The organism is Pseudorhizobium tarimense (assembly GCF_022968135.1).
Classification (GTDB): Bacteria; Pseudomonadota; Alphaproteobacteria; order Rhizobiales; family Rhizobiaceae; genus Neorhizobium; species Neorhizobium tarimense.
The window spans coordinates 65,679-80,232 of the sequence record NZ_JALJRA010000013.1 but is presented as its reverse complement, the minus strand read 5'-3'; the positions used below and the strand labels follow the sequence as shown (position 1 = coordinate 80,232).

Genomic DNA, 14,554 nt, shown 5'->3' with positions numbered 1-14,554 from the left:
TGGAGCCGCTGGTGCTGATTGAAGGCATTCTTGAGACAGCGCTTTATGCGGAAGATCTCGACGCCGCAGAAGCCTTCTACGGCGGCGTCCTCGGGCTCGACCGGATCAGCCGCGCCGGCAACCGGCATGTCTTCTATCGGTGCGGACCTGGCATTCTTCTCATCTTCAATCCGGCGGAGACCGTGAAGCCACCACCGGCAGATGGTCTGCAGGTGCCGCCACACGGCGCGACCGGCCCCGGCCACGCCTGCTTCCGCGTTTGGCGCGGCAACCTCGATGCGATGGCAGAGGCGCTGAGGTCTGCAGGGATCGCGATCGAGAGCGACATGACCTGGCCCAACGGAGCCCGGTCGATCTATTTCCGCGACCCGGCGGGAAACAGTCTGGAATGTGCCGAACCAGGGCTCTGGTCGATCGGCTGAGGAAACATCATGCGCAAACTCGACACCAAGACCATTGTCGTCGCCAGCCATAACGCCGGAAAGATCCGGGAGATCGCCGATCTCATCGGACCCTTCGGCTTTTCCGCCAAGTCTGCCGCCGAACTGGAGTTCGACGAGCCGGAGGAGACGGGGACGACCTTCGAGGAGAATGCTGCAATCAAGGCATTGGCTTCCGCCAAGGCATCGGGCCTCCCAGCGCTTTCGGACGATTCCGGCCTGGTGGTGGACGCGCTGGACGGCGCCCCGGGCGTCTATACCGCCAACTGGGCCGAACGCGAGGACGGCAGCCGTGATTTTGCCGTGGCAATGGAGAAGGTAGAGAAAGCGCTGGCAGAGAAGGGAGCAACCGGGGCCGACCAGAGGACTGCTCGCTTCGTTAGCGTGCTTTGTCTTGCCTGGCCGGATGGTCACACCGAGTTCTTCCGCGGGGAGGTGGAAGGCACGGTCGTGTGGCCGCCGCGTGGAGAAAAGGGATTCGGTTACGATCCGGTCTTTCAACCGTACGGCCATGACCTTACCTTTGGCGAGATGAGTTCGGACGAGAAGCATGGCTGGCGCCGCGGCGAGCCGGAGGCGCTGTCGCATCGCGCGCGTGCGTTCAAACGCTTCGTAGAAACCTGCCTGGAGGCCTAAGCTCCTTTGAACATCGACGCTCCCCTTCTGCCCGACACCGGCGAGCCCGGTTTCGGGATCTATGTGCATTGGCCCTTCTGCGCGGCCAAATGTCCCTACTGTGATTTCAACAGCCATGTCCGCCACCAGCCGGTGGACCAGCCGCGGTTCACCTCCGCCTTCCTGAATGAGATGGAGACGATGCGCCGGATGAGCGGCCCCAAAACCGTGACCAGCATCTTCCTTGGGGGTGGGACGCCTTCCTTAATGGAGCCAGCGACCGTCGCGGCCGTCCTCGAGGGGATCGCCCGTCACTGGCATGTGCCCGACGGCATCGAGATCACTATGGAGGCCAATCCCTCCAGCGTGGAGGCCGAACGCTTTCGCGGTTACCGGGCAGCCGGCGTCAACCGCGTCTCTCTCGGCGTGCAGGCGCTCAACGATGAGGATCTGAAGTTCCTTGGCCGGCTGCACGATGTCGCCGACGCATTGAAGGCGATCCGGCTGGCGCGGGGGATCTTCCCGCGCATGAGCTTTGATCTGATCTATGCCCGTCCTCGCCAGACGGTGGCCGCGTGGGAAGCCGAACTGAAGCAGGCGATCTCCTACGCTGTCGACCACCTGTCGCTCTACCAGCTGACGATCGAGGAAGGGACGCCGTTCTTCGGGTTGCACAAGGCCGGCAAGTTGATCGTCCCGGACGGCGACCAGTCGGCAGACCTTTATGAAGCGACGCAGGAGATCACCGCACGCCATGGCATGCCGGCCTATGAGGTGTCCAACCACGCGCGACCAGGCGCCGAGAGCCGCCATAACCTCACCTATTGGCGCTATGGCGATTATGCCGGCATTGGTCCGGGTGCGCACGGTCGCCTGACGCGGGGTCCCCACAAGATCGCGTTGGCCACCGAGCGACGGCCGGAGACTTGGCTCGAGCAGGTCGAAGCCCATGGTCACGGGTTGGTGGACCAGGAGGAGCTTGGCCGTGACGAGCAGGCCGATGAACTTCTGCTGATGGGTCTGCGGCTGACTGAGGGTGTCGATCTCGCTCGCTGGCAGCAGCTTTCCGGCCGCGACCCCGATCCTCAGCGCGAACAGATTTTACTGGAACACGGCTTCATCGAGCGCCTGGGCAACTCACGTCTGCGCTGCACGCCCAAGGGCATGCTCATCCTTGATGCGGTCGTCGCAGACCTCGCCTGCTGACCAGCAAAATCAAACCACAAAAAAGGCCGGCATCTCGCCGGCCTTCAGACTGCTGACAAAGTCCTCTTTGCCTTTGCTGGCGCTACTTCGACTCCGATCCGTTCTCTTTTCGATTCAGAGACGTTCCGTGAATCTTGGTCCTTGAGAAGGTGGGGCGGGGGTTTGTCATCAAGCTGAAGGCCGGCATCTCGCCGGCCTTTTTGCTTTACGCGTTGTTTTCGTTGATCAGCCGCTTGAGAAGCTCGATCTCGTGGCTGAGCTTCGTGTCGCCCGAGATCAGGTCTTCGATCTTGCGAACGGCATGCAGAACCGTGGTGTGATCGCGCCCACCGAAGCGTCGCCCGATCTCCGGGAATGAGCGTGGCGTCAGCGTCTTTGCAAGATACATGGCAATCTGGCGCGGCTTTACGACGACGCGTGTTCGGCGATTGGAGACAAGCTCCTGGCGCGAGACATTATAGTGGCGCGCCACGATGCGCTGGATGTCTTCAATGCGAACGCGCTTCGGCTCTCCTGTTCCGACCAGATGTGCCAAAAGCTCGTCCACGCGGTCGATGCTCAGCATCGGCTCGAAAGACTTTCGGAACACGAGCTGGTTGAAGGCGCCCTCAAGCTCGCGACCACTGCTGGCAACGTTGCGGGCGACGTGGGACAGGATCTCCACCGGAATGTCGAGAGACGGATCGTCCTGCTGGGCAATCTCCAGACGGCGCTTGAGCATCTCCAGACGCATTTCGTAGTCGGGCGTTTCCATCTCGATGGCGACGCCCCCCTGCAGGCGGGAGCGAACGCGTGGATCGAGCGATTCCAGCTCCCAGGGAGCACGGTCGGCGGCGACGACGACCTGCTTGGCACTGTCGAGCAGCGTGTTGAGCAGATGGCAGAACTCGTTCTGGATCATCTTGCCCTGCAGGAACTGCATGTCGTCAATGATCAGCAGGTCGATGTTACGCAGCGAGTCCTTCAGTGTCAGCGCATCGTTGTCACGGATCGCGGTGGCGAAGCGCCACATGAAGTATTCCGCCGTTAGATAAACCACCCGCGGCGTGCGGCTGCTGGACACGGCGGAGTTCGCGATCGCCTGCAGCAGGTGCGTCTTGCCGAGACCGACGCCCGAATGAATGAAGAGCGGGTTGAAGCGGACGGCACCGGCGCCTGCTTCCGCAATCGTCTTGGCAGCAGCGAGCGCTACGCGGTTCGACGGACCCTCTATATAGGTATCGAAGGTGTAGCGGCTATCAAGCGGCGAGCCGAACAGCGGGCTCGCAGTCGTCGCACGCGCAGCGCTCGTCGAGGGGAACGTCGCAATCTTGCCAATCTCGCGCGCACCAGTGGCACGAGGAAAAGGAAGCGTAGCCGCTGCAGCGGGGGCCGCATCCACCACGGGCGGACGCTCGTCTCCTGAAGCCGGCCTTGTGTTGCGGCCTGCGCTGCGGACCAAAATCTCCACCTTGAGGATTGCCGGATCCTCCGCCTGAAGGATTGAGGTGATCAGGTCCAGATAGCGGTTGTTGATCCAGGACTTCAGGAAGGTCGTGGGGACGCTGAGGCGTACGACGCTCTTGGAAATGGAGTGAAGCTTCAGCCGACCGAACCAGCTTGCGTAAACGTCGTGACCGACTTGCGCTTTCAAACGCTTGCTGAATCTCTCGAAGAGAGCCTCATGCTTCATATCTGGAGTATCCCCTGCCGCTTGGGTCTTCACTGAATCGAATGCCTGCCGCGCATGGTCTGCATCGCCTGCACGGACTGATACGGTATTCGTTTGCATGTAGTTGCCGCCTTCCACGTTCTATTGTCCTGCCGGCGCCTCGCGTCGCCGCCAAAACACCAATGTTTTCCGACTATGCTTCCTCATCATAAGGCAGCCTCGTCATCGCCCCGTCCTGATGTCGTCTCCACCCCGCCAGCCAAAGGCAAAGGCATCGTCGACATCCGCCCTATTTCGAAGGCGTTGCCTTCCTGCAGGCGCCCCATCCTCGTCATGAGAGCCTGCGTTCCCCGTTCCTCCTGCTTGCCGGCGTGCCGGCATACATTTGGACATGACAGTAGCGTTCCAGGAGTCGGATGGACTCCCGGCGCACAACCGTCGGTTATTAGAAGAGCGGGCATCAAAGTCCCGCGGCAAGGGCGAAAAAGACCCTGCTCCGCAACGTTGGTTGCGGTTGGCAATGGTCTTCTTGAAGTCGTCCCCGTGCCCTTGCTGAAGGCATTTAGGCAGGATCGCAGACCAAGATCAATGCTGAAATTTACCCGGAATTAATTGGCGGGCGTTGACTCTTGGAGCCTGTTTAGCATCGGCGAGAACGGCTGTTCGAGAATCGCTGTCGAATCAATGAGATTCAAAAATGACAGCCTCCGGACGGCACGAGTCACAGAAAAAATAAAAAATCGCTTGACGTAATTTTCGGTGGCGCCCCGACGCCGGGAAGGTCCATCTTCTTCACGATCCTCACATAAACAGCTGAAATTCCTCAGCTATTTCTGTTGCAGCTTTGACATCAAGCCGACACATCGCTTCACAATCGTCAGCGAAAAGGCTGAATCAAGAAAGCCCGGCGAGCCGCCAGGCTTATTCACGAAGTCTTGAATATGACAGTTAGGCGGAGAGAGCCTTCACGCGTGCGGCGAGGCGCGAGACCTTCCGGGACGCCGTGTTGCGATGAACGACACCCTTGGACGCTGCGCGCTGGATTTCCGGCTGAGCTGCCTTCAGAGCTTCAGCGGCAACTGCAGCATCACCGGCAGCAATCGCCTCTTCAACCTTGCGGAGGAAGCCGCGCATGCGCGAACGACGAGCCTTGTTGACTGCGGTACGGCGAGCGATCTTGCGGGTCGCCTTTTTCGCCGAAGTTGTATTGGCCATGTATGCCTCTCTACGAATTCGAACCAAACTCCACCGCTGCCGCGACCGGTCGTGTGCGACCTTAACTTCAGCAATTGGGGAGCATTAGAGGAAGCCGTGATCAGGCTTTCCCAACTGTGGCGCGGCATATAACTTGAAAGGCGGGATCAGTCAACGCGCAATTTGGGCGTTCCGCGACCCTCCACAGTGTCAGCGGTTGCGAAACTGCGCCTTCCGCTTCTCGACGAAGGCAGCCATCCCCTCCTTCTGATCCTCGGTGGCAAAGAGCGAGTGGAACAGCCGACGTTCGTAGCGGAGGCCCTCGGCCAACGTCAGTTCGTCGGAACGACCGACGGCTTCCTTTGCCATCATCACGGCGGCACGTGAATAGGAGGCGATCTTGCCTGCCGCTTCCAGCGCCTCGTCTAGCAGGCGCTCCGGCGGAACGATCCGCGCAACGAGCCCTGCCCTCTCGGCTTCCGCCGCATCCATCATCCGACCTGTCAGCACCATGTCCATAGCCTTGGCCTTGCCGACGGCCCGCGTCAGCCTCTGCGACCCACCCATTCCCGGGATGATGCCGAGCGTGATCTCCGGCTGGCCGAACTTGGCCGTTTCCGAGGCAATGATGAAATCGCAGATCATCGCAAGTTCGCAACCGCCGCCCAGGGCATAGCCGGAAACCGCCGCGACGATGGGTTTGCGGGTGGCAGCAATCGCTTCCCAACCGCCGAGAAAATCTCCCAGATAGGCATCGACGAAGGTGACAGGCTGCATTTCCTTGATGTCGGCGCCGGCAGCGAATGCCTTCTCGGAGCCGGCAAGCACGATCGAGCCCACACCATCATCGGCGTCACACGTCCGCAGGGCTTCGCTCAGTTCTCGCATGACCGTAGAGTTGAGGGCATTCAGCGCCTGCGGCCGGTTGAGCGTGATCAGCATGACCGCGCCTCGCTGTTCCGTCAGCAGCGTCTCGAATTCCTTCACGATGAACCTCCCCGTTTATGGCTCTATTTCTGGCAACCGGCGCAGAAGAATGTGGACCGGCCGGACTGCACGATGCGCGCGACGGTACTGTTGCAACCGGGCGTTCGGCAAGCCTCCCCCTCTTGATCGTAGACGGAGAAGGAATGCTGGAAATAGCCGAGCGAGCCGTCCGCCTGAATGTGGTCCCGCAGCGAGGATCCTCCTGCCGCGATGGCGTCGGCGATCACGGCGCGGATTGCATCCGTGAGCGCAACCAGCTCCCTCTTCGGCCGCCCCCCGGGCGTCACCAGCGATCCGGCACTGCGGCGTGGGGAGAGATGCGACCGCCAGAGCGCTTCACAGACATAGATGTTGCCGAGGCCGGCAATCACGTTCTGGTCGAGCAGGGTGCCCTTTAGCGGCCGGCTTTTTCCAGCAAAACGCGATGCCAGATAGGAGGCGTCAAGGGCATTGCCCGTCGGCTCCGGGCCAAGGCCGACAAAGGCTGGATAGGCGTCGAGCGCGCTGCGCTTCCAGAGATGCATGAAGCCGAAACGCCGAGGGTCATTATAGATGACCCGTAGCGATCCATCCTCAGGCATCAGGTGGAAGACGACGTGGTCGTGCTTCTCGTCCTTTGAGCGGGGGTGGTGGAAACTCCCCGACGTTTCTGCTGTGGGCTCCGCCTCCACGCGAAACGAGCCGGACATCCCGAGATGCGCGATGATCGTCCAGTCGTCCTCTAGGTCGATCAGCAGATACTTTGCCCGGCGCCCGAGCGACAGGATGCGCTTGCCAGCCACGAGTTCGGCGAGGCGGTCGGGGAACGGGAAACGCAGGTCAGTGCGGCGAAGCTCTAGCTCCCTTAGGGTCGCGCCCTCCATGGCGGGCGCCAGCCCGCGCCTGACCGTTTCCACCTCTGGCAATTCCGGCACGAGTTTCTAACTTCCTGTTCCAACGCACGCTTGCCTGGTCTATAGACCGGGGCCGAACGTCGCACTGTTCCTTTGGACTTGCGGCACAGATAGCGAGGCGCAGTTGATTTCGCTATGGTCGCCGGCCAGATGACGAGCAAGGAGTTCCTATGAGTGAAGCGCGCACCTCTGCCGAAGGCGGCATGGAAACTTCCTATGGCTTCCGTCAGGTCGCCGAGGGCGAGAAGCAGCCGCTCGTCAACGATGTCTTCCACAAGGTGGCCAAACGCTACGACATCATGAACGACGTGATGTCCGGTGGCATGCACCGCGTCTGGAAGGATGCTCTCGTCGCCACTCTCAATCCGCGCAAGGACGAGACCTACAAGGTCCTCGACGTCGCGGGCGGCACGGGCGACATCGCGTTTCGCATCCTGGAGGCTTCGGGCCGCAAGGCGCATGCCACGGTTCTCGACATCAATGGCTCTATGCTGGCCGTCGGCGCCGAGCGGGCGGCAAAACGCGGTCTCTCCGACCACCTGACCTTCGTCGAAGCCAATGCCGAGGAGCTGCCGTTCGAAGCCAATTCCTTCGACGCCTATACGATCGCCTTCGGCATTCGAAACGTGCCGCGCATCGACGTGGCGCTGAAGGAGGGCTACCGGGTGCTCAAGCGCGGCGGGCGGCTGCTCGTCCTGGAATTCTCCGAGGTCGACCTGCCGATGCTGAACCGCCTCTACGACGAGTGGTCGTTCAAGGCGATCCCCCGGTTCGGCAAGATGATCACCGGCGACAGCGAACCCTATCAGTATCTGGTGGAATCCATCCGCAAGTTTCCCAACCAGGACAACTTTGCCGCCATGATCCGCAGCGCCGGGTTCTCTCGCGTCACCTATACCAGCTATACCGGCGGCATCGCGGCCCTGCACTCCGGCTGGAAGCTCTGACCGGATGAGGGTGGCGTGCGGCGTAACAGGTAGAGGCGGCTCATGAGCACCATCGGCGCCTATTTCCGCCTCGTTCGCGTCGGCTGGGTTCTCGTGCGCGAGGGAGTGGTATCCGCTCTTCCGACCCACGACATGCCGCCCGCCATTGGCGTGCTCAAATCAATGGCCGAGCCTTTCACGCGCTTCAGGGCAAAGAAGCAGGCGCGCAGCACGCGGCTATCGCGCGCCGTCGACAGGCTTGGGCCTTCTTACGTCAAGATTGGACAGTTTCTCGCCACGCGTCCCGATGTCGTCGGCGTCGATTGGGCGCTCGACCTCTCGATGCTGCAGGATCGCATGCCGTTTTTCCCAACGGACACAGCGAGGATCGCGATCGAAGGGTCACTTGGCCGACCGATCGACGATCTCTTTGCGGAATTTGGCGAGCCGATCGCTGCTGCCTCCATCGCCCAGGTCCATCCGGCGCGTGTGGCTGGCAAGAAGGTGGCGGTGAAGGTCGTGCGCCCCGGCGTTCGCCAGCGCTTTGCGCATGACATCGAGAGCATGTACCTGCTGGCGCGGATGCAGGAGCGGTTGATACCCTCGAGCCGCCGCCTGCGACCGGTGGAAGTGACGCGGACGCTGGAGCAGACCACCAAGGTCGAGATGGACCTGAGGTTGGAAGCGGCAGCCCTTTCGGAGATCGCCGAGAACACGAAGAACGATCCTGGCTTCCGGGTGCCGGAGGTCGATTGGGAGCGAACCGGCCGCGACGTCATCACCATGGAGTGGATCGACGGCGTTAAGATGTCGGATCTGGCGGGCCTCAGGGCGGCAGGCCACGATCTCGACCGGCTTGCCGAAACCCTTATACAGTCCTTCCTGCGCCACACGCTGCGCGATGGCTTCTTCCACGGCGATATGCACCCGGGCAACCTGTTCGTCGATCCTGCCGGCACCATTGTTGCGGTCGATATGGGCATCGTCGGACGGCTGGGGAAGAAGGAACGGCGGTTCCTGGCCGAAATTCTCTATGGCTTCATCATTCGCGATTACCGGCGGGTAGCAGAGGTCCATTTCGAGGCGGGCTATGTTCCATCGCATCACGATGTCGCAAGCTTCGCCCAGGCGATCCGGGCGATCGGCGAGCCGATCCATGGGCAGCCGGCGGAAACCATCTCGATGGCCCGGCTGCTTGCTCTTCTCTTCGAGGTGACTGACCTCTTCGAGATGGAGACCCGGCCCGAGCTCATCATGCTGCAGAAGACCATGGTGGTGGTCGAAGGCGTTTCGCGCATCCTCAATCCGCGCTTCAACATGTGGAAGGCGGCCGAGCCCGTCGTCGGCGACTGGATCCGCGACAATCTCGGGCCGAGGCGGGTCGTCAGCGACCTGCGCGACGGCGTGAAGGCGGCGGTGAAGCTGGCCGAGGCGCTTCCGGAGATTGCCGCCAAGACGGAAAAGCTCCACCACGAGGTGGTGCAGATGAGCGAACACGGTTTGCGGTTTGACGCGCAGACGGCCGAAGCGATCGGGAAATCGGAGGCTCGCCACAGCCGCTCGGGCCGGTTGGCGCTCTGGATCATCGCGCTCTGTCTCGTCTATCTCGTCTTCACGTTGGGGTAGCGGAGGACAGAGGCTCGCGGGGACGTGTGCCAGCGAGCCTTCATTTTGCCCCCTTCTTCAGAGGTTGTTAAAGAATTCATTCCCTGTTGGAGGGTTTCCATGGCGCTTGGCGCATCGCATCGCTTGCAGGATGGCGTCATTGCCGTCGAAACCATGACCCGCTTTGCACTGGCGGTGCTTGCTCTGGCCTCCGGCGTCTACACCTATCTCGGCGTCCGGAGCTTGCTCGACGGTTCGGCAACAGCCGTGTTCTTCGCGGCCATCATCTATTCGGCCTCCGTTTCCGTCGCGATTTATGCCTTCTGGTCCTACATGGCGCGGTTCTACCCGCATGTGACGGGCACGGCGGCCCGCGGTGCGATGCTTGGCGTCCTCGCGCTGGGCTGCGCGATGATCATCGCCATGTCGAGCTGGCTGAACGCAGCAGCGCTCGCCGGATCGGCGGCGCTCGAGCAGCATCTTGCCGAGACGGTTGAGGATTATACGGCAGACCTCGACCAGGCGCATCAGAATGCGCTTGCAGCACAGAGCCTCCTGCCGGACATCCAACGCACCTCCGAACGCTTCGCAAGACTGGCGGAAGACGAGCGCGAGTCCGGGGCCCTGACGGGCACGACCGGCTCGGGAAGCGTCGTGCAGCTTCTCTCGCAGATGTCGGCACAGCTCAGCGAATTGGAGACCGGCATCACCGAATCGCGGGAGCGGGTCAACACGCTCTTCGATCAAGGCCGTGCGCATCTTGAAACCATGCGCGGGCTTGTTTCGGCACCCGGCGCGATTGCTCCGCGCAGCGACGAGTTCTCGGCCGAGGTCGTGGCGCTGTCCGGCGTCATCACCTCTCTGGAGCAGACGTCGATCGCCCCTTCCGTCAAGCGCGCCGCCGAGGATCTTTCGCTCGGCTTCATCGCCCCCGTTGCCGATGGCCGCGCCGCCGATCTCGCCAACCGGCAGGACCAGGTGATGGAGACGATCCGGGCTTCCGTCGCGGCGCAGTCCCAGGTGCTGTCACAGGCTGCAGACGACATTCTTGCCCGCGAAGCGGTGGCCGACCGGCGCTTCGTGCCGCTTTCCTCCGCCGAAGCCGTTCTTCGCTATGCGGCTGACTTCATTCCTGCATGGGCCGGAGCGATCTCGATCGACCTGCTGCCTGCGGTGCTCGTATTCATCCTCGCCGTGGTCCACGGGGCCATCCGCCGGCAGGAGGAAAGACTGCCTTTTGCCCAGCGGATCACCGCTGCGGAGCTGCTCGAGGCGCTAGAAGTCCAGCGGGCACTTGGCCGCAACGGCGTCGATGTCGAAAAAGCCCTGCAGGATGCGGAGGAGGACGAGACGCGGGAGCGCGATTCCAACATCACCAGCCTTGAGATGGCGGCTAAGACACCGCGCAAGGGTCCTCCCGCATGAGGCCTTCCTCGCTTGCGCTGCGCCTGAAGGAGACATTTCTGCGAACGGATGACGGGGCGCTTATGCGCTACGCGTTCTTCAGCCTTCTCGCAGCCGCCGGCATCTTCGTGGCCATCGATGTGCGGGAACTGAGCCTCGCCAATGCAAATCTGCCTGGCCATGACCCCATGCACACCGAGGCACCCGTCCTGCCGCCGGCGCTCACGGATGGCGTGCCACAGGCGCCTCCGGTCCAGCCGGAAAGTCCGCCGGAGGTTCTGCGCCAGCCGATGCGCTTCGAATTGCTTTCTGGCGGCACGCTTCGTGCAGAGGGGTCGATCGATGTCGGCGCGGCTACTCGATTTGCGGAAGAGATCGAAGCGCGTGGCGAATACGTGAAGTCGGTGGCGCTGAATTCGCCCGGCGGTTCCGTGGATGACGCTCTCGCGATGTCAAAGCTCATCCGCGACAAGGGGCTGAACACGAGAGTCGCCTCGAAGGCACTTTGCGCCTCGTCCTGCCCGATCGTCTTTGCCGGTGGCGTAACACGCGAAGCCGAAAAGGACGCCGTCATCGGTGTCCACCAGGTGTTCAATGCCGGTCCGGCTCGCCCCTCGCCTGAACAGGCAATGTCCGGAGCGCAGAGCACCACAGGCCGCATCGCCCGCCATCTCGATGAGATGGGTATCGGCGCTGGGCTGTGGATCAACGCCCTGGAAACGCCGCCGGACCGCCTTTATTACCTGACGCCCGACGAAATGGCGGAGTTCAAGCTAACCACCGATCCGGTTGCGACGGCGAAGCAGCAGGATTAGCGCCGTTCAGGACGGCCGGACCCGATCCGCGCCTTCATCTCGGACAAAATCTCGGTGCCAGCCTTCTTCAATCCCGCTCCGGCAAGTTCCAAGGCGACGCCAGGATGCTCCCGGACAAGCGTCTTCAAGGCAGCAAGAAACGCCACCGTCCCTATCCGTTCCGCCGGCGTCTTGCAAAAACGCTTCAACGCCAGCCGCTCTAGGCGGCCGGCCTTCCATTTCTGGCGCCGATGGGGCTTGGGTTCAGTCTGGCCTAATGCGTGGCGCTGCTGGCGAAAGGGCGATCTTCCTTCGCTTCCTCTCGCGGCTGGCGCGTCGACCGCTTCTCGTCCTTCGTCTGCGGCAGGTAGGATCGTGCCAAGTCCGTCACGACGCCCATGGCCGCATGCGCAGCGCTTTGCATCGCGTCACCTGCAATCCCTATTGCGCGCGCGCCCTTGCCAGCGCCTTTCTTCCCGGCATGCGCCACCTCATCCCGCTCTTCCGCCAGGACTGCGGCGGCAGCGGCTGCTCCCGCCATTAGCACCTTGCCGAGGATGTCGCGGCCCGTCTTGCTGGCCAGCATCGCTTTCAAAGGCTTGGACTTGCGGATGGACTTCGGCACCTTGAAGCCAGCCACCTTCTTCGGAATTCTGTTCTTCTTGGACATCGGCATCTCCTTTACGAGAAAACGCTGAAGAGGCTGCCGCTGTTCCCGGCCCCCGCCCCTCCCGGATTGCAAGTCCCGCGTCAAAGGCTTAGCTTCGCGCCACCCTCAGCACGGGCGACGGCATGGAACTCTCCGAAAAGCGCATCCTTCTCATCATTTCCGGCGGCATTGCCGCCTACAAGAGCCTGGACCTCATCCGCCGCCTTCGCGAGCGGGGCGCCTCGGTGCGTCCGGTGATGACTGCCGCTTCGCAGGAGTTCGTCACGCCTCTTGCGGTCGGCGCGCTTTCCGCTTCACACGTCTATACCGAGCTCTTCTCCCGCGAGGATGAGCAGGATGTCGGTCACATCCGGCTCGCCCGTGAATGCGACCTCGTTCTCGTGGCGCCGGCAAGTGCGGATCTGCTAGCCAAGATGGCGCATGGTTTGGCCAATGATCTCGCCAGCACGATCCTGCTGGCTAGCGACCGTCCTGTGCTCTTGGCGCCAGCGATGAACCCGAAGATGTGGTCGGCTGCCGCGACAGTGCGAAACATCGCGACGTTGAAGGCCGATGGGATTCATTTCGTTGGCCCAATGCGCGGCGAGATGGCCGAAAGCGGCGAGGCGGGCCTTGGCAGGATGGCAGAACCGGTCGAGATCGCCGATGCGGCAGCGCGCCTGCTCGCCGGCGCCAAAGGTCCGCTTGCCGGCCGGACCGCAATCGTGACCTCAGGGCCCACGCACGAGCCGATCGACCCGGTGCGCTACATCGCCAACCGCTCCTCTGGCCGCCAGGGGCATGCCATTGCAGCTGCGCTGGCACGGTTGGGGGCGGACGTGACGCTTGTCTCCGGGCCTGTTTCCATCGCCGATCCGTCGGGTGTTCGCACCATCCACGTTGAGCGTGCGGAGGAGATGCGCGTAGCCGTCGAGTCGCAGTTGCCGGCGGATCTCGCCGTGATGGTCGCAGCCGTTGCCGACTGGCGGGTGGCAGGTGCTGCAGACCAGAAGATCAAGAAGCGGCATGGTGGGGGCCCGCCTACGCTCGAGCTGGCGGAGAACCCGGACATCCTGAAAACGGTAGGGCATCACCCACAACGTCCGAAGCTGGTGGTCGGCTTTGCGGCGGAAACGCAGGATCTGGATCAGAATGCGCTCCAGAAGCTGCAGCGAAAGGGCGCGGACCTCATCGTTGCCAATGACGTCTCGCCTGAAACAGGGGTCATGGGGGGAAGGCGAAACCGGGTGAAGATCGTCTCGGCGAATGGCATTCAAGACTGGCCGGACATGAGCAAGGACGAGGTGGCCGAGCGGCTGGCTGCGTTGATTGCCGAACGTCTTGGCGACGCCTAGGCTGCCTGCGCCGGCATCTCGGGAAGGAACCGCTCGACAGATAGTCCCGCATCGCCAACGACCACAATGCTGCCGTCCGGTATCTCCGCCCAGCGATCTACCTCATCGTTCAGCGGTTCGGACACGAGGCAGTAGCTCGATGCATCCCCCAGCGGCGCAGCATACAGCGTCGGAGGACGGCTGTCGGTTGCGTAGCGGACTGCATAGAGCGAGCGACCATCCGAGAAGGCCGCGGTGAAGCGCACCAGAACATCATCGGAGACGCCGGCCGACAGGCGTTCGACCGTCGCGATGGCACGCGCGATGGCGCCTTGCGGATTCTGGTCGAGGCCGAACTCCAATGCCAGAAGGAAAAGGAGCTCGGAGTCCGTCGTTCCGGTGCGGGCGTGGAACAGCTCGTCGGACAGAATCGCCTCCATGCGTCGGCGGATGCGGTCGAAGCCGGAAATCTGGCCATTGTGCATGAAGGACCAGCGCCCGTTGACGAAGGGATGGCAGTTGTCGCGTCGGGTCGCACCATGGGTGGCGGCCCGCACGTGGGCGAGAAACAGCGGCGAGCGGATCTGCCGGGCCAGGCTGCGCAGGTTGCAGTCGGACCAGGCCGGCAGGATGTCACGATAGCGCCCCGGCTCTGGATGATCGCCATACCAGGCGATGCCGAAGCCGTCGCCATTGGTTGCGGTCTTGGCGCGGGTCGCACAGTGGGACTGCTCGATCAGGGAATGCGCGGGATAGGAGACCAGCTCTTCCAGGTAGATTGGATTTCCGCGTTAGGCCGCCCAGCGACACATGTGTTCAGAGCTCCAGCTCTCGATTCCTCGGATATACTCCTCCG

15 protein-coding genes are annotated in these 14,554 nt (G+C 62.5%); 8 read left to right on the top strand and 7 right to left on the bottom strand.

Annotation, left to right across the window (positions count from 1 at the left end; all coding sequences use genetic code 11):
- Positions 1-14 precede the first annotated feature (14 nt).
- The 3 genes from MUU54_RS16485 to hemW are packed head-to-tail and all read left to right on the top strand — an operon-like array spanning position 15 to position 2,261.
- Positions 15-422, top strand: coding sequence for a VOC family protein (locus tag MUU54_RS16485; protein WP_247245180.1), 408 nt, complete (start codon positions 15-17; stop codon positions 420-422).
- Positions 423-431: 9 nt separating this feature from the next.
- A complete protein-coding gene (rdgB, locus tag MUU54_RS16480; RefSeq protein ID WP_247245115.1) occupies positions 432-1,076 on the top strand; it encodes an RdgB/HAM1 family non-canonical purine NTP pyrophosphatase in 645 nt (214 codons plus the stop codon).
- 6 nt (positions 1,077-1,082) lie between these two features.
- A complete protein-coding gene (gene hemW, locus MUU54_RS16475) occupies positions 1,083-2,261 on the top strand; it encodes a radical SAM family heme chaperone HemW (protein WP_247245114.1) in 1,179 nt (392 codons plus the stop codon).
- Positions 2,262-2,466: 205 nt separating this feature from the next.
- On the opposite strand, the gene dnaA is transcribed toward hemW, so the two are convergent.
- The 4 genes from dnaA to mutM form a co-directional block, all read right to left on the bottom strand.
- Positions 2,467-4,032 carry a chromosomal replication initiator protein DnaA gene (gene dnaA / locus MUU54_RS16470; RefSeq protein ID WP_247245113.1) on the bottom strand — a complete coding sequence of 522 codons (1,566 nt, stop codon included), beginning with the start codon at positions 4,030-4,032 and terminating at the stop codon, positions 2,467-2,469.
- 828 nt (positions 4,033-4,860) lie between these two features.
- Positions 4,861-5,127: a 30S ribosomal protein S20 gene (gene rpsT / locus MUU54_RS16465; RefSeq protein ID WP_247245112.1), complete on the bottom strand. Its 267-nt coding sequence runs from the start codon at positions 5,125-5,127 to the stop codon at positions 4,861-4,863.
- Positions 5,128-5,316: 189 nt separating this feature from the next.
- Positions 5,317-6,093 carry an enoyl-CoA hydratase gene (locus MUU54_RS16460; protein WP_312038839.1) on the bottom strand — a complete coding sequence of 259 codons (777 nt, stop codon included), beginning with the start codon at positions 6,091-6,093 and terminating at the stop codon, positions 5,317-5,319.
- A 23-nt stretch (positions 6,094-6,116) separates the two neighbouring features.
- Entirely contained in the window at positions 6,117-7,007 is an 891-nt protein-coding gene (gene mutM, locus MUU54_RS16455) for a bifunctional DNA-formamidopyrimidine glycosylase/DNA-(apurinic or apyrimidinic site) lyase (RefSeq protein ID WP_247245111.1), read from the bottom strand.
- A gap of 149 nt (positions 7,008-7,156) precedes the next feature.
- On the opposite strand from mutM, the gene ubiE reads away from it, so the two are divergent.
- The 4 genes from ubiE to MUU54_RS16435 all read left to right on the top strand — a co-directional run bounded on the left by ubiE (position 7,157) and on the right by MUU54_RS16435 (position 11,736).
- Positions 7,157-7,933, top strand: coding sequence for a bifunctional demethylmenaquinone methyltransferase/2-methoxy-6-polyprenyl-1,4-benzoquinol methylase UbiE (gene ubiE, locus MUU54_RS16450; RefSeq protein WP_247245110.1), 777 nt, complete (start codon positions 7,157-7,159; stop codon positions 7,931-7,933).
- A gap of 42 nt (positions 7,934-7,975) precedes the next feature.
- Positions 7,976-9,538, top strand: a complete 1,563-nt coding sequence (gene ubiB, locus MUU54_RS16445; protein WP_247245109.1) for a 2-polyprenylphenol 6-hydroxylase — start codon at positions 7,976-7,978, stop codon at positions 9,536-9,538.
- Positions 9,539-9,637: 99 nt separating this feature from the next.
- Positions 9,638-10,942 carry a hypothetical protein gene (locus MUU54_RS16440; RefSeq protein ID WP_247245108.1) on the top strand — a complete coding sequence of 435 codons (1,305 nt, stop codon included), beginning with the start codon at positions 9,638-9,640 and terminating at the stop codon, positions 10,940-10,942.
- Complete coding sequence (locus MUU54_RS16435; RefSeq protein ID WP_376742117.1) at positions 10,939-11,736, top strand: COG3904 family protein; 798 nt, start codon at positions 10,939-10,941, stop codon at positions 11,734-11,736. Before MUU54_RS16440 ends, MUU54_RS16435 begins: the two co-directional genes overlap by 4 nt.
- Here MUU54_RS16435 and MUU54_RS16430 read toward each other — a convergent pair.
- Together MUU54_RS16430 and MUU54_RS16425 are read right to left on the bottom strand one after the other, a co-directional pair.
- The gene (locus MUU54_RS16430; protein ID WP_247245107.1) at positions 11,733-11,882 is read right to left on the bottom strand and encodes a hypothetical protein; all 150 of its coding nucleotides are present in this window, start codon (positions 11,880-11,882) and stop codon (positions 11,733-11,735) included. The genes MUU54_RS16435 and MUU54_RS16430 overlap by 4 nt on opposite strands.
- A 107-nt stretch (positions 11,883-11,989) precedes the next feature.
- On the bottom strand, positions 11,990-12,385 hold the full coding sequence (locus MUU54_RS16425; protein WP_247245106.1) for a hypothetical protein: 396 nt from the start codon (positions 12,383-12,385) through the stop codon (positions 11,990-11,992).
- Positions 12,386-12,507: 122 nt separating this feature from the next.
- Here MUU54_RS16425 and coaBC point away from each other — a divergent pair, with 122 nt between their 5' ends.
- The gene (gene coaBC / locus MUU54_RS16420) at positions 12,508-13,719 is read left to right on the top strand and encodes a bifunctional phosphopantothenoylcysteine decarboxylase/phosphopantothenate--cysteine ligase CoaBC (RefSeq protein ID WP_247245105.1); all 1,212 of its coding nucleotides are present in this window, start codon (positions 12,508-12,510) and stop codon (positions 13,717-13,719) included.
- Here coaBC and MUU54_RS16415 read toward each other — a convergent pair.
- Positions 13,716-14,477, bottom strand: a complete 762-nt coding sequence (locus MUU54_RS16415; RefSeq protein ID WP_247245177.1) for a class II glutamine amidotransferase — start codon at positions 14,475-14,477, stop codon at positions 13,716-13,718. The two genes, coaBC and MUU54_RS16415, sit on opposite strands and share 4 nt — an antisense overlap.
- Positions 14,478-14,554: the final 77 nt, after the last annotated feature.

Excerpts from the sequence above, each read along its gene's own strand:
- rdgB (WP_247245115.1), top strand. The coding sequence starts at position 432 with ATGCGCAAACTCGACACCAAGACCATTGTCGTCGCCAGCCATAACGCC.
- dnaA (WP_247245113.1), bottom strand. The coding sequence starts at position 4,032 with ATGCAAACGAATACCGTATCAGTCCGTGCAGGCGATGCAGACCATGCG.
- rpsT (WP_247245112.1), bottom strand. The coding sequence starts at position 5,127 with ATGGCCAATACAACTTCGGCGAAAAAGGCGACCCGCAAGATCGCTCGC.
- ubiE (WP_247245110.1), top strand. The coding sequence starts at position 7,157 with ATGAGTGAAGCGCGCACCTCTGCCGAAGGCGGCATGGAAACTTCCTAT.
- ubiB (WP_247245109.1), top strand. The coding sequence starts at position 7,976 with ATGAGCACCATCGGCGCCTATTTCCGCCTCGTTCGCGTCGGCTGGGTT.
- MUU54_RS16440 (WP_247245108.1), top strand. The coding sequence starts at position 9,638 with ATGGCGCTTGGCGCATCGCATCGCTTGCAGGATGGCGTCATTGCCGTC.
- MUU54_RS16435 (WP_376742117.1), top strand. The coding sequence starts at position 10,939 with ATGAGGCCTTCCTCGCTTGCGCTGCGCCTGAAGGAGACATTTCTGCGA.
- MUU54_RS16425 (WP_247245106.1), bottom strand. The coding sequence starts at position 12,385 with ATGTCCAAGAAGAACAGAATTCCGAAGAAGGTGGCTGGCTTCAAGGTG.
- coaBC (WP_247245105.1), top strand. The coding sequence starts at position 12,508 with ATGGAACTCTCCGAAAAGCGCATCCTTCTCATCATTTCCGGCGGCATT.